The organism is Sphingobium sp. L-44, from assembly GCF_056859495.1.
In genome coordinates this window covers 64,818-77,434 of sequence record NZ_JBSXOQ010000112.1, presented here as the reverse complement: position 1 = coordinate 77,434, position 12,617 = coordinate 64,818, and the positions used below count along the sequence as shown (strand labels likewise).

Here is a 12,617-nt window from a genome sequence, read left to right as displayed (position 1 = left end):
GACAATCGACATTCAGCCCTGACGGCCTGCAAATGGCGGTTCTCCGCGCTTCCGGTGCTCACGTACTTTGAGTACGCTGCGCTCCGGGTCACGGAAAACCACCATTTTCGTCACGTCATCATCTGAATGTCGATCGCCCCTTGGCTGTAGAGCGACGGGATCGTCGGGCAACGGGGCGCCGACGCGACAGTAGAAAGTTCACACCGTTGTGCGGCCTATGGTGGCGCGTCTTTTGGCGGATTTGCGTCAGGTCGGTCGGCGCGGGGTAATGGCCGCGCGACGATCAGGCGCCGGTGCCGCACCTGCGACGCGACAGCGAGGCTACAGGGAAAGGACAGCGACGCGACAGTGTCGCGTGGGCGGCGGCAGTGGGGGCGGGAAAGGGCGCGGCGTTCCATCGACGCATGTGGAACAGAAAGGGCGAGAGTAGGAAAGCGAAGGGGCTGCTACCGACCAGATGCGGCTGTAAAATCCTCCCCTGCAAGGGGAGGGGGACCACGAAGTGGTGGAGGGATGTCGCCCTATCGAGAGGGAGATACCCCTCCGTCTGGCCTTCGGCCAGCCACCTCCCCTTGCAGGGGAGGATGGTCTGGAAGCGACCATTTGTGGCCATTCAGCAGAATGGGGCCTTCGTCTAAAAGCGTTCACTCTCAAAAGCTGAGATAGCGTCTAATTCTCTGCCAAATGGACGGCGCTTGAACCGACAGACTTTGGCCAGCGAGGCGAGCGGTTGGCTGGTTGCTGAATAGCACTCCTAAGAGTTCTTTGGTTGAAATGCCCATCTCCTCCGGCACCGGAATTGTTGCCGATCCGGTGACTTGGCGGATTCCATCTACATCAACCTCAATGCAGTCGCCACCGCTGGCCCAGATTATAATCTGATCACCAGTATCTTCGACATCCAATTTATCGCGTGGAGATTGAGCGTTTACAATTCGGAACGTTGCTGTGGATTTGCTTGGGACTTCTATTTCGTCTGCCCATGGCTCAAGCCAAAGAAACAGTCCATCCGGGCCTAAATTTGAAATCGCCCAATGCCAGTTCGCCTGATTATTCACATTAGGCCTCTTTTGGTGGATGGCGGTTAAACAGCTTATCTGCCTCGGCAGCAGTCGTTCCGCAATCCACCCAACATTGACATCCCAGCGGAGGGCTAGGGCTATATTCTGGACAGCTTCAGCCTCGCGCCATGCCGGTGAGGTGATCGAGCAGGGCGTCGCCATTGGTGGTCCAGGTGAAGCGCAGGGCGGCGGCGCGGACGGCGTCGCGCTCGGGCGGGTCGGCCAATATGTCGGCGATCGCTTCGGCCAGGGCTTCGGGTTCACGATCGACGATCTTGCCGGCGTCGGGGCGATCGAGCAGCTCGCGGGCGCCGCCGACATCGGTGATGACGATCGGCGTGCCGCAGGCGAGCGATTCCACCCAGGCATTGGCGAGCCCTTCGGATTCCGACGGCAGCGCCATCACGTCGGCGGCGGCATAGAGGCGCGGCAAGCGATCATGCGGCACCGAGCCGAGGAAGCCGATGCGCCGTTCGACGCCCAGTTCCTGCGCGAGATTTTCGAGCATCCGGCGATATTGGCCCTGGCCGGCGAGCAGTAGGGTGGTGCCGGGCAATTGGGGCAGGGCGCGGACCAGAATATCCTGCCCCTTGCGCGGGATGAGCGCGCCGACGCAGAGGATCAGCGGCCCTTCGAAGCCGAGCGCGGCCTTGGCCTGATCGCGGTCGGCGATTTCGAAGCGGTCAAGGTCGACGCCGGTATAATGGACCCGGATCTTGTCGGCGTCGATGCCCATCCGGCCCATGGAACGACGCATCGCGGCCGAGACGGCGAGCAGGCCGGCGGCACCGTCGGCGGCGCGCTTCACCATCTTCTTGGTGCCGCGCTGCGTACCCCAATGATGAATGTCGGCGCCGCGCGCCTTGACCGAATAGGGGATGCCGAGCGCCTTCGACAGGCGCTGGGCCACCGGGCCGTCGGGGAAGAAGAAGCTGGCGTCGATCACGTCGAACGGGGTCTGGGCGTGCAGCCGCTTGACCAGCGGCAGGATCGCGCGGGTCATGGTGAGGACATTGGTGCGGCCGCCGAATTTCGGGATGATCGGGAAAGTCGGCCGATAGACGGTCAGATCCTTCCACCTTTCCTTGGGTGGCAGGGCGCGCAGCGGGGCATAGCGGCCGGCGCGCGACAGCGGCCAGGGCGGCATGCCGATCGGGGCGACAACGGTGACGCTGACGTCGGGGCGGCTCGCCAGTTCGCGCGCCTGTCGCTCCACGAAAACGCCGAAATTGGGCCGGCTCATGTCCGGGAAGAGCGTGGAAAGCGTGAGGACGTTGAGTGTCATGGGCCCTCCCTACTGCATGTCGGTTAAGCGAGGCTTAGGCGTGGCGGGGGCGCTTGGCTATAGCCGTCGGACGAGTTGCACCGCCACTGCGCCCCAGGGTGGGTCGGTCAGCACCTGTTGCCGGGCGCCGTGGCCGAGCGGCAATATCTGGAGCCGGTCGCCCTCCCGGCCGATGAGGCGGCCGAACAGGAAGCGGCCGGCGGGGCGGGGGAAGAGGACGTCGCGGTTCAAGGCGCTGGCGAAATCGGCCGGGGCGATGCGGCGGCACCAGATGGCGTCGCCGCTGCGATAGTCGCCGATGCTGGCATTGACCTGGATGCCGATCATGCCGTCGGCGGGCACGGGTGGCGGGAAGGACAGGGCGCGGACCGGCGCGCGCGCGCCCTCCGGCCCGAGCAGGGCGGCGACGGGCACTTCGCTCTGGCCGGGCAGGGCGACCAGTTCCGCGCTGGTGACGCCGAGCGCGTCGGCGATGCGGTTCAGCCATTTGACCGAGACGGTACGGGTGCCGGTTTCGAGCCGGCCGATCGTCTGGGCGGTGGTGGGCGGCACGCAGAGCAGGCCCACCTGTTCCAGCGTCAGGCCCTTGGCCTTGCGGACCTCGCGGATGCGGGTGATCATGGCTGTCCTCGGGTTGATAACCTATTTGGTTTTCTCTTTCCTACAGATTATCCGCCGTGGCAAGCCCCCGGCCTTCCCCACTCTGTCAGGAGATGCCGCCATGGCCGCCCAGTTTGTCGACCAGATGATCGAAGATCCTGCCGGTAAGATGCAGGCAGTGAAGCTGCATCTGGGGGAATCGCCGCTCGGCTGGCTGCATGCACGCGGCCATGTGAGCGATCGGCAACTGGCGGCAGGCGAGCGGCTGCGCCGCGACTGGGAGCAGGCGGGACTGGGCGCGCGCGTGACGATGCGCTGGGACGGGGCGCCGGCGGAGCGGCGACGGGGCAGCGCAGCGGTGATGCCCGATCCGAGCGCCGCGCAACTCTCGGCGCGCGAGCGGTTCGACGGCGCGGTGAAGGCGGCGGGGCCGGGGCTGGCCGACATATTGTGGCGCGTGGTGTGCGCGGGCGAGGGGCTGGGGGCCGCGGAGCGAGCGCTGGGCTGGCCCAGCCGCGCGGGCAAGCTGGTGCTGGGGCTGGCGCTCGACCGGGTGGCGGAATGGTATCGGGTGGGGTGAGCGCCTGCCGTCAGGCCATGAAGCCCGCGCCGAGCAGCAGCAGCAGCTTCACGTCCATGGCGAAGCCTTGTTCGCGCCAGGCGGCGATCTGGTCCGGCAGGGTGGCGAGGGGGACGCGGTGGACGCGGATATCCTCGCTGTCGACGCCGCCGCCTTCGCCCGTCTTTACCACGTCATGGGCGCGGAACAGGGTGAAGCTTTCCGAGACCATGCCGGGCGAGCTGAAAAATTCGCCGAGCGACTCGAGGCGGCCGGGGAGATAGCCGGTCTCTTCCTCCAGTTCGCGGCTGGCGGCGATGGTCGCGTCCTCGCCGGCGTCATGATCGCCGACCAGGCCGGCGGGCAGTTCGATGCAGCGCTTGCCGAGCGGCACGCGATACTGGTCGACCAGCAGGACATGGCGGCCGTCGGCACCCTCGTCGATTGCCAGGATGACGGCGGCACGGATGCCGCGGGCGCGACCGACATATTCCCATTTGCCGCGCTTCTTCGCGGTGATGAAGCGCCCGGTCCACATGGTTTCCTCGGGCGCATTCCAGTCATTGTCGCTCATAATTCGATCAGTCTGTCCGGCAGTTCGTTGATGTCGTCGGCGGCGCGGGGGAAGTGCGGCGCCAGGATCGCGCCGACCCGCTCCACCGCCAGCGCCAGGCCCCGGCCCGGCTGTCCGTCGCGCACCGCATCGATCAGCAGCGCCATCGCCTCGCCCCAGGCTTCGGGCGCGACGCGGTCGTTGATCGCCTTGTCGGCGACGATCTCGGCGCGATGCTCGTCGAGCGAGAGATAGATAAGGACGCCGGTGCGGCCGGCGGTGCGGGCCTCGGCAGCGGCGCGGAACAGCAATATGGCGCGGCGGCGCACCCGGCGGGCCTTGGTCGCGCGCGGGGTGAGCGCCATGCGCAGTGGCATGATCGCGAGCAGGTAGCGCACCACCAGAAAGTCGAGGATCAGGTCGCCCAGCAGGATGGTCAGCATCTTCCAGTCGGCGACCTGATGGTCCCAGTCGCCCAGCAGCCGGCCGGCCAGGTCGCGCAGATAGTCCGGGAAGAAGGCGAAGAAGGCGAGGGCGACGAACACGGTGCCGATCGCCCAGTGCAGGCCGACATCATGATAGGCGTCGGACCGGCGCGCGACGATCGGCACGATCTCGCCCGATGTCTGCTTTTCGGCCTCCATCACGGCGGCCGAGACAAGGTCATGATCGCGTTCGCTGAACTGTATCGGCTTCACCAGCTGCCTCCCGCACCGCCGCCGCCGAAGCTGCCGCCACCGCCGGAAAAGCCGCCGCCATCGCCGCCGCCCCAGCCACCGCCGCCACTGCCCCAGCCGGAACCACCACCGCTGCCCCATCCGCTGTCGGACGGGCCCCAGATGATGACCGGGCCGGCGCCGCCGCGATAGCGCCGTCCGCGACCGCCGCGGCTGGCGAACATCGATATGCCGACGATGACGATCACGATGACCCAGAAGACCAGCATCACGGCGCCGCCGCCATTGTCGCCCTTGCGCTCTTCCGCCTCGGCTGCGGCGGCGCGCGCCTTCGCCTCCTCGGGCGGCAGAGTCAGCAGGGTAGCGAGTTCGTTGACGCCGGCGTCAATGCCGCCAGGAAAGTCGCCCGCCTTGAAGCGCGGAATGATGACAGTGCGATAGATGCGCGAGGCGAGCGCGTCGGTGACGATACTCTCGACACCATAGCCGGTGGCGATCCACACCTTGCGCTCGTTCGGGGCGACCAGCAGGATCGTGCCGTCGTCCTTTTCCTTGCTGCCAATGCCCCAGCTGCGGCCGAGCTGATAGGCATAGTCGCCAATCTCCTGGCCCTGGAGATCGGGGACGGTGGCGACCACCACCTGCCGGCCGCTCTGCTTGTCGAGCGCGGCCAGCTTGGCGGTCAGCGCCTGCTCCTGCTGCGGTGAGAGCAGGTTGGCGGCATCGACCACCTGGCCGGTCAGCTTGGGAAAGGTCTGTGCCTGCGCCGCCGGTATGAAGACCAGCAGCGCAAGGACCAGCAGCAGGCGCCGCATCATCGCGATCGGCTCAGTTGCCGAAGTCGACCTTGGGCGCTTCTTCCGCGCCGGGCGTGACCGCCTGGAACGGGGCCATGGGCTTTGCGCCATGGATCAGCTTGGCGCCGATCGCGTCGGGGAAGGTGCGGATGCGGGTATTATAGGCCTGGACCGCTTCATTATAATCGCGGATCGAGACGGCGATGCGGTTTTCCGTGCCTTCCAGCTGCGACTGGAGTTGCAGGAAATTCTCGTTGGTCTTGAGGTCGGGATAGGCCTCGACCGAGGCGAGCAGGCGGCCAAGGCCCTGGCTCAGCTGTGCCTGAGCGGCCTGATATTGCGCGACCTTGGCCGGATCGGACAGGTCGGCGGCGTTGATCTGGATCGACGTCGCCTTGGCGCGGGCTTCGGTAACGGCGGTCAGCGTCGCCTGTTCCTGCTTGCCGGCGGCCTTGACTGTGGCGACGAGGTTGCCGGTGAGGTTGGCGCGGCGCTGATATTGCGCCTGGACGTCAGCCCATTTGGCCTTGGCATTTTCCTCGGCAGTGGGGACGCTGTTGATGCCGCAGGCGGACAGCGCAAGCGCGCCCATGACCGGCAGCAAAAGGCGGGAGAGGCGACGCGGGAAAAGCATGGAACATCCTCGGCTCTGTTTCGCTGACGGAAATAGGGCGTTGTCGGATGGCGTGCAACGGGCCATGCAGAGTTTATCGAAGGCAGGACAAGAGGTTCATCATGGGGCTGATTTCGGAATTCAAGACGTTCATCAATCGCGGCAATGTCATGGACCTGGCGGTTGGTGTCATCATCGGTGGCGCGTTCGCCACCATCACCAAGTCGCTGACCGATGACCTGATCATGCCGGTGGTCGGCTATCTTTTCGGTGGCGCTGACTTTTCGGGCTACTTCCTGCGCCTGGGCGACCTGCCCGAAGGGTTCAAGGGCAATCCCAACAGCTATGCCGACCTGAAGGCGGCCGGTGTCGCCATGTTCGGCTGGGGCCAGTTCCTGACCGTGCTGGTCAATTTCATCATCCTGGCCTTCATCATCTTCCTGTTGGTGAAGCTGGTGAACAAGGTTCTGGCCAAGCCCGAGGAAGCGCCGGCACCGGCCGTCACACCGGAGGATATCGTGCTGCTGCGCGAGATTCGCGACTCGCTGAAAAAATAAGCGATTGCGACGAACCGAGGCCCTGATGGGAACCATTGGGGACGCGGCCGGTTGATCGGCGTCAGGGTTCGGGATGGCATGGATCGTCCCGAACCTCGTGTCGAACATGTCAGCCCTGAGGGGGCGCAACAGGAGAAAACGCTGTGAAAAGCTTCGTCGCAATCCTTGGCCTTGCCAGCATGGTCTCGCTCGCCGCGTGCGATTCCAAGCAGGAAAACAAGGTCGAGAATGCCTACGAGAATCAGGCGGACGCTCTCGACAACCAGGCCGCGAACATGGAAGCGATGGCCGACAACCTGTCGGGCAACGCCGAAAATGCAGCCGAAAATGCGGCCGACGCGCTGGAGAACAAGGCCGACGCCACCCGCGAAGCGGGCGAGGCTGCCGCCGACGCGGTGGAGAAGAAGCAGCACTGATCCGCTGCGGCACCGACCATCGGGCCAAAGGGGCGTCGCGCTTGCGGCGCCCTTTTTCTTTGCCTGCCCGCGCCTTTAACGGCCCCTTAACCACGGCCGGCCATGGTGCCCTCGCGCGCATCCAAAGGTCGTGGGAATGGACGAGTTACTTCAGGAATTCATATCCGAAACGCAGGAAACGCTGGAGGCTCTGGCGGGCGAAGTCGTCGCCTGGGAGGCCAATCCGGGCGATAGTCAGCGGCTGGACGCTATTTTCCGCTTCTTCCATACGGTGAAGGGCAGCTGCGGCTTCCTCAATCTGCCGCGCTTCGAGAAATTGAGCCATGCGGCCGAGGATGTGCTGTCGGAGATTCGCGCCGGCAACCGCAAGCCCGATCCCGCGACCGTCAGCGCGGTGCTGGCGATCATGGACCGGATCGGCGAACTGGCCGAGGCGGTGGCGCGTGGCGCGGCCCTGCCCAACGAGAATGACGAATATCTGATCGGCGCGCTGACGCAAGTGGAGGCGCCGGCCGCGCCCGCCGAGGAAGCGGAGCCCGAAGAGCCGGCGGCCCCGGTCGCAGCGGTGCGCCAGGGCCAGGCGCTGCGCACTATCCGCCTGCCGCTGTCGCTGATCGACCAGCTGATGAACGGCGTGTCGGACATGGTGCTGGCGCGCAACGAATTGTCGCGCAAGCTGCGCGACCGGTCGGCCGATCCCGAACTGGACAGCGCGTTCGAGCGGCTGTCCACCTGTGTCGCCGACATGCGCGACGTGATTTCCAAGACCCGCATGCAGCGGGTCGAGCGCCTGTTCGCGGCGATGCCGCGCATGGTGCGCGACCTGAGCCGCGATCTCGACAAGCGGATCGAGCTGAGCCTGGAAGGCGGCGATGTCGAGATGGACCGCGAGATGGTGGAGATGGTCGTTGACCCGCTCACCCATATCGTGCGCAACAGCATCGATCATGGCATCGAGACGCCTGAGCGGCGGCGTGCGGCGGGCAAGCCGGACGCCGGCCGGTTGCGGCTGGAGGCGCGCCAATCGGGCAACCAGATCGTGATCGAGATCAGCGATGACGGCGCCGGCATCAACACCGCGCGGCTGGTGGAAAAGGCGATTGCCGCCGGGCGGCTGACGCCCGATGCGGCGGCGCGGATGACCGAGCAGGACAAGCTGGACCTGATCTTCCAGCCGGGGCTGACGACGGCGGCCAAGGTGACGGCGGTGTCGGGCCGTGGCGTCGGCATGGACGTGGTGCGCGCCAATATCGAACGGATCGGCGGCGTCATCGCGCTGGATAATCATCCGGGGCAGGGGCTGCGCATCACGCTGCGCGTGCCGCTGACGCTGACCATCATTCCGGGGCTGATCGTGCGCGCCGGAGGGCTGCATTTCGCGATCCCGCGCGCGGCGGTGGTCGAGATACTGCACGACAATAACGAGATGATGCAGATTGCCGATGTCGGCGGCGCCAAGATCGCGACGATCCGGTCGATCCGCCATTCGATGATCGACCTGGAAGATGTGCTGGACATGGACAAGCCACAGCAGATCGGACCGCGCGCCGTGATGGTGGTGCGATCGGCGACCGGCGTGCCCTTTGCCATGGGCGTGTCCGCGGTCGAGAATCATGAGGAACTGGTGATCCGTCCCGCATCGCCGTTGGTGATGGCGAGCGGCGTCTATGCCGGCATGACCCTGCCCGACAATGGCAAGCCGATGCTGCTGCTGGATGCGGCGGGCCTGGCCAATGCGGCGCGCCTGCCGAACCTGATCGACGATCGCGCCCATGGCGCGGTGGCGGATGCCGCCGCGCAGGAGGCCGGCGTCGAAATGGTGGCGGCCCTGCGTTTCGAGGAATTGTCGGGCGAACGGCGCCTGCTGCGCCTGTCGCTGATCGAGCGGGTCGAGGATATCGACGCCAGGCTGTTCGGCCGGTCCGGCGGCCAGGCCTTCGTCCGGCTGGACGAGCGGCTGGTGCCGGTGGTGAACGGCCGCCATGCCTTTGCCGAGGACAAGGTCTGCGCGCTGCGCCTGCGCGATGGCAGCCTGGAAGCCTGTTACCCGGTCGCGGCGGTGCTGGACATCGTCCAGATGCCGCTGGTGCCGGACATGGTGGCGATGCACGGCATGCTGAGCGGCGTCGCGGTGGTCGATGGCGAGCATCTGGAGGTCATCAACCCCTTCGCCCTGTTCGCCGCGCTGCCGCAGGAACCGATCGCGCCGCACAGCCGGGGCCGTTGCCTGCTGGCCGATGCGGAGGATGGCTGGACCCGCGAGATATTGGCGCCGCTGCTGCGTCAGGCCGGGCATGAAGTGGTGCTGGGCCTGCCGGGCGACGCCGTCGATGCGCAGGATATCGTGCTCTATTCGGCCGGCGATGTCGGCCAGGTGGCCGAAATCATGGGATGCCGGGTGGTGCATCTGCGCGCCACGCCGCGGGCGACCGGGCCGATGGATGCCAGCATCTACCGCTATGACCAGGACGCGCTGATGGCGGCGCTGTCCGGCGCACGCGGATAAGGGGAAGAGCGATGGAGCAACTCTATCTGTTGGCGACGCTGGCCGGCGCCCGCATCGCGGTCGACGCCAGTGAGGTCGAGGCGGTGGTCAAGCTGACCGAGATATCGCCCGTGCCCGGCATGGGCGTGCATGTTGCGGGTCTTTCCGCGCTGCGCAGCCGGGTGCTGACGATCATCGATGTCGCCGCCCTGATTCATGGGCGCGCGACCCCGGCGGACCAGCGCGACCTGGCGATCATCGCCAATATCAGCGGCCATAGCTATGGCCTGATGGTCGATGGCGTGTCGGATATCTGCCGTGTGCCCGAGGGCGAACTGCCGTTGCGCGGACAACTGGATTCAGCCTGGATGCCCTTTGCGCGCGGCGTGGTGGAGCATGAGGGCGTGCCCCATCTGCTGGTGTCGCTGGCCGGCTTCATCGAGGCCGGTGCGCAGGCACAGGCGGCCTGATCGCTTGGCCGCGTCGTTTACCATTTCCTCGCCTTTCGCGTTTACGCCTCTCTTCCCGGCACGTAAAAATCAAAGGGACGCTTCATGAAGAACTGCCTGGTCGTCGATGATTCCAAGGTCATCCGCAAAGTGGCACGCCACATATTGGAATCGCTGGACCTGACCGTGACCGAAGCGGTGGACGGGCAGGATGCCCTGACCCAGTGCGAGGCCAGCCTGCCCGACGTGGTGCTGCTTGACTGGAACATGCCGGTGATGAGCGGGATGGAATTCCTGCAGGCGCTGTCGGCCACCAAGATGGAGGCCCGGCCCAAGATCATCTTCTGCACCACGGAAAACGGCATCAGCCATATCAAGGCGGCGGTCGAGGCCGGTGCCGACGAATATGTGATGAAGCCGTTCGACCGCGAGACGCTGGAGAGCAAGCTGGCGATCGTCGGGGTCATCTAGGCCCGGTCCCTCCCTTCGAGGATATCGCCGTCTTTCCCAGCCTCTTCGTTCTGAAAGCCCGTCAATGACCGTCTTCGTGCCGACCATGGTCAGCCTCGACAGCCACACCGCTCCCGCGGTGCGCACGCTGGTGGTTGACGATTCGGTGGTGGTGCGCACGGTGATCGAGCGCATCCTGAACGCCGATCCCGGCTTTACCGTCGTCCACAAGACCAACAGCGCGGAAAATGCGCTGCGCTATCTCGCCGAACATAGCGTCGACCTGGTGCTGCTCGACATCGAACTGCCGGGCCAGAGCGGCCTGGCGGCGCTGCCCGCGATCCTGCGATCGAACCCGCAGGGCAAGGTGGCGATCCTGTCGGGTCGCTGCGAGGAGGGCAGTGCGGCGGCGATCGAGGCGCTAGCGCTGGGCGCGAGCGATATCCTGTCCAAGCCGGGCAGCGGCAGCTTTGGCGAACAATTCCCACAGGCATTGATCGATCGGCTCGGCCGGCTGTTCGGCGGCGAAGCGCCGACGGCACCGGCGCAGCGGGCGACCATGGTTCCGCCCGCCCATGCGCCCGGCGCAGCGGTCGAACCCCTGGCCTGCCTGGGCATCGGCGCGTCGACCGGAGGCATCCATGCGCTCAGCCAGCTGTTCAGCGGCCTGACCGCGCCGCTGGGCGTGCCGATCCTGCTGACCCAGCATCTGCCGGTCAGCTTCACCGTCTATTTCGCGCAGCAACTGGCGCGCATGACCAGCCTGCGGGTCAAGGTGGCGGAGGCCGGCGACCAGCTGGTGCCCGACACCGTCTATGTCGCGCCGGGCGACGCCAACCTGCTGTTGCGGCGCGGGCTGCATGGCCGGGTGAGCGTGGTGCTGGACCCGGAACGGACGCCGTCGGGCAATCTGCCGGGTGTCGATCCGATGTTCGCCGCCATGGCCGATGTCTATGGCGCGGGCGCGGCGGGGATCGTGCTGACGGGCATGGGCCGTGACGGCACGGCCGGCGCGCGGGATATCGTGGCAGCGGGCGGCTGGATCGTTGCCCAGGATGAGCCAAGCAGCGTGGTATGGGGGATGCCGGGATCGGTCGCGGGGGCAGGGCTGACCTGCGCCCTGATGGAACCCCATGCGATCATGGATTTTGTCGCACGACGCGGAAAGATGAAAGACTGATGGCCTTGCCCCCTTCCAGGATGGGATCGGGCGCTGCCCGGATTTTGACGGGTCTGCTGGAAGCGCGGACCGGCCAGGTTCTGTCCGAGGGGCGGGCCTGGCGCATGGAGACGGCGCTGAAGCCGGTGCTGCGCGACCATGGCCTGCAGGATATCGACGAACTGGCCGGCAAGCTGCTGCGCAGCCGCAATCCGCGGCTGGACGAGGATGTGGTGAACGCACTGCTGAACAATGAAAGCAGCTTCTTCCGCGATCTGCAGATATTCGACCTCATCCATCGGCAGATATTGCCGCGTATCCAGGAGGCGCGGGGCGACCGGGTGCTGCGGATCTGGAGCGCGGGCTGTTCGACCGGGCAGGAAGCCTATTCGCTGGCGATCCGCTTCTGCAACGAGGCGGCGCGCTGGGCGGGCTGGCGGATCGAGATATTGGCGACCGATATTTCGAGCGCGGCGATCGACCAGGCGCGCAGCGGCATTTTCTCGCAGATGGACGTGCAGCGCGGCCTGCCGATCGGCGACCTGATCAAATGGTTCGAGCCCGCGGGCGATGACTGGCGCGCGAACCTGGAGCTGCGACGGATGATCGATTTCCGTCAGGATAATCTGTTCGCCGCGCGGGTGCCGACCGGCGCCTATGACCTGCTGCTGTGCCGCAATGTGCTGCTCTATTTCTCGCCCGAACGGCGCCAGAGCGTGTTCGACCTGCTGGCCCGGCACAGCCATGACCGGTCGGTGCTGCTGCTGGGCGCGGGCGAGACGGTGATCGGCCAGAGCGAGGAATTCGTGCCGCATCCCGAATTTCGCGGCAGCTATGCGCGGCGGAGCCATTCGACCGATGCCGGCAATTCGGCGCGGCGCGCGGGCTAATCGTCCGGAGACCATTTACCACGCTTGATTGCCGCGCCGGTCTCGGCCATGATTCCGTTCGTGGCT

At 66.1% G+C, this 12,617-nt stretch carries 15 protein-coding genes; 8 read left to right on the top strand and 7 right to left on the bottom strand.

Features of this window, described 5'->3' with window-relative positions:
- Window positions 1–650: 650 nt before the first annotated feature.
- The 3 genes from AC13EK_RS18700 to AC13EK_RS18690 all read right to left on the bottom strand — a co-directional run bounded on the left by AC13EK_RS18700 (window position 651) and on the right by AC13EK_RS18690 (window position 2,967).
- A complete protein-coding gene (locus AC13EK_RS18700) occupies window positions 651–1,058 on the bottom strand; it encodes a hypothetical protein (protein WP_139149931.1) in 408 nt (135 codons plus the stop codon).
- A gap of 118 nt (window positions 1,059–1,176) precedes the next feature.
- Window positions 1,177–2,346, bottom strand: a complete 1,170-nt coding sequence (locus tag AC13EK_RS18695; RefSeq protein WP_069335940.1) for a glycosyltransferase — start codon at window positions 2,344–2,346, stop codon at window positions 1,177–1,179.
- A gap of 57 nt (window positions 2,347–2,403) precedes the next feature.
- On the bottom strand, window positions 2,404–2,967 hold the full coding sequence (locus AC13EK_RS18690; RefSeq protein ID WP_048938403.1) for a helix-turn-helix domain-containing protein: 564 nt from the start codon (window positions 2,965–2,967) through the stop codon (window positions 2,404–2,406).
- Window positions 2,968–3,067: 100 nt separating this feature from the next.
- On the opposite strand from AC13EK_RS18690, the gene AC13EK_RS18685 reads away from it, so the two are divergent.
- Entirely contained in the window at window positions 3,068–3,526 is a 459-nt protein-coding gene (locus AC13EK_RS18685; RefSeq protein WP_069335939.1) for a DUF6456 domain-containing protein, read from the top strand.
- Window positions 3,527–3,536: 10 nt separating this feature from the next.
- Here the strand turns inward: AC13EK_RS18685 and AC13EK_RS18680 are convergent, their stop codons facing one another.
- The 4 genes from AC13EK_RS18680 to AC13EK_RS18665 are packed head-to-tail and all read right to left on the bottom strand — an operon-like array spanning window position 3,537 to window position 6,166.
- Window positions 3,537–4,079, bottom strand: coding sequence for an NUDIX hydrolase (locus AC13EK_RS18680; RefSeq protein ID WP_069335938.1), 543 nt, complete (start codon window positions 4,077–4,079; stop codon window positions 3,537–3,539).
- Entirely contained in the window at window positions 4,076–4,702 is a 627-nt protein-coding gene (locus AC13EK_RS18675; protein WP_069335964.1) for a TPM domain-containing protein, read from the bottom strand. The genes AC13EK_RS18680 and AC13EK_RS18675 overlap by 4 nt, the downstream gene beginning before the upstream one ends.
- A 50-nt stretch (window positions 4,703–4,752) precedes the next feature.
- Complete coding sequence (locus AC13EK_RS18670; protein ID WP_069335937.1) at window positions 4,753–5,553, bottom strand: TPM domain-containing protein; 801 nt, start codon at window positions 5,551–5,553, stop codon at window positions 4,753–4,755.
- A 10-nt stretch (window positions 5,554–5,563) separates the two neighbouring features.
- Entirely contained in the window at window positions 5,564–6,166 is a 603-nt protein-coding gene (locus AC13EK_RS18665; RefSeq protein WP_004210411.1) for a LemA family protein, read from the bottom strand.
- Between the two features lie 101 nt (window positions 6,167–6,267).
- Here AC13EK_RS18665 and mscL point away from each other — a divergent pair, with 101 nt between their 5' ends.
- The 7 genes from mscL (at window position 6,268) to AC13EK_RS18630 (ending at window position 12,551) form a co-directional block, all read left to right on the top strand.
- On the top strand, window positions 6,268–6,702 hold the full coding sequence (gene mscL, locus AC13EK_RS18660; protein ID WP_004210412.1) for a large conductance mechanosensitive channel protein MscL: 435 nt from the start codon (window positions 6,268–6,270) through the stop codon (window positions 6,700–6,702).
- A 143-nt stretch (window positions 6,703–6,845) separates the two neighbouring features.
- Window positions 6,846–7,118, top strand: a complete 273-nt coding sequence (locus AC13EK_RS18655) for a hypothetical protein (RefSeq protein WP_004210413.1) — start codon at window positions 6,846–6,848, stop codon at window positions 7,116–7,118.
- Between the two features lie 136 nt (window positions 7,119–7,254).
- Window positions 7,255–9,624 (top strand): chemotaxis protein CheA, encoded by a 2,370-nt coding sequence (locus tag AC13EK_RS18650; RefSeq protein ID WP_069335936.1) that lies wholly within the window; start codon window positions 7,255–7,257, stop codon window positions 9,622–9,624.
- 11 nt (window positions 9,625–9,635) lie between these two features.
- Window positions 9,636–10,073, top strand: a complete 438-nt coding sequence (locus AC13EK_RS18645; protein ID WP_004210415.1) for a chemotaxis protein CheW — start codon at window positions 9,636–9,638, stop codon at window positions 10,071–10,073.
- An 84-nt stretch (window positions 10,074–10,157) separates the two neighbouring features.
- Window positions 10,158–10,523, top strand: coding sequence for a response regulator (locus tag AC13EK_RS18640; protein ID WP_004210416.1), 366 nt, complete (start codon window positions 10,158–10,160; stop codon window positions 10,521–10,523).
- Window positions 10,524–10,587: 64 nt separating this feature from the next.
- Entirely contained in the window at window positions 10,588–11,682 is a 1,095-nt protein-coding gene (locus AC13EK_RS18635) for a chemotaxis protein CheB (RefSeq protein WP_069335935.1), read from the top strand.
- A complete protein-coding gene (locus AC13EK_RS18630) occupies window positions 11,682–12,551 on the top strand; it encodes a CheR family methyltransferase (RefSeq protein ID WP_170828629.1) in 870 nt (289 codons plus the stop codon). The genes AC13EK_RS18635 and AC13EK_RS18630 overlap by 1 nt, the downstream gene beginning before the upstream one ends.
- Window positions 12,552–12,617: the final 66 nt, after the last annotated feature.

Excerpts from the sequence above, each read along its gene's own strand:
- AC13EK_RS18695 (WP_069335940.1), bottom strand. The coding sequence starts at position 2,346 with ATGACACTCAACGTCCTCACGCTTTCCACGCTCTTCCCGGACATGAGC.
- AC13EK_RS18690 (WP_048938403.1), bottom strand. The coding sequence starts at position 2,967 with ATGATCACCCGCATCCGCGAGGTCCGCAAGGCCAAGGGCCTGACGCTG.
- AC13EK_RS18685 (WP_069335939.1), top strand. The coding sequence starts at position 3,068 with ATGGCCGCCCAGTTTGTCGACCAGATGATCGAAGATCCTGCCGGTAAG.
- AC13EK_RS18680 (WP_069335938.1), bottom strand. The coding sequence starts at position 4,079 with ATGAGCGACAATGACTGGAATGCGCCCGAGGAAACCATGTGGACCGGG.
- AC13EK_RS18675 (WP_069335964.1), bottom strand. The coding sequence starts at position 4,702 with ATGGAGGCCGAAAAGCAGACATCGGGCGAGATCGTGCCGATCGTCGCG.
- AC13EK_RS18670 (WP_069335937.1), bottom strand. The coding sequence starts at position 5,553 with ATGATGCGGCGCCTGCTGCTGGTCCTTGCGCTGCTGGTCTTCATACCG.
- AC13EK_RS18665 (WP_004210411.1), bottom strand. The coding sequence starts at position 6,166 with ATGCTTTTCCCGCGTCGCCTCTCCCGCCTTTTGCTGCCGGTCATGGGC.
- mscL (WP_004210412.1), top strand. The coding sequence starts at position 6,268 with ATGGGGCTGATTTCGGAATTCAAGACGTTCATCAATCGCGGCAATGTC.
- AC13EK_RS18650 (WP_069335936.1), top strand. The coding sequence starts at position 7,255 with ATGGACGAGTTACTTCAGGAATTCATATCCGAAACGCAGGAAACGCTG.
- AC13EK_RS18645 (WP_004210415.1), top strand. The coding sequence starts at position 9,636 with ATGGAGCAACTCTATCTGTTGGCGACGCTGGCCGGCGCCCGCATCGCG.
- AC13EK_RS18640 (WP_004210416.1), top strand. The coding sequence starts at position 10,158 with ATGAAGAACTGCCTGGTCGTCGATGATTCCAAGGTCATCCGCAAAGTG.
- AC13EK_RS18635 (WP_069335935.1), top strand. The coding sequence starts at position 10,588 with ATGACCGTCTTCGTGCCGACCATGGTCAGCCTCGACAGCCACACCGCT.
- AC13EK_RS18630 (WP_170828629.1), top strand. The coding sequence starts at position 11,682 with ATGGCCTTGCCCCCTTCCAGGATGGGATCGGGCGCTGCCCGGATTTTG.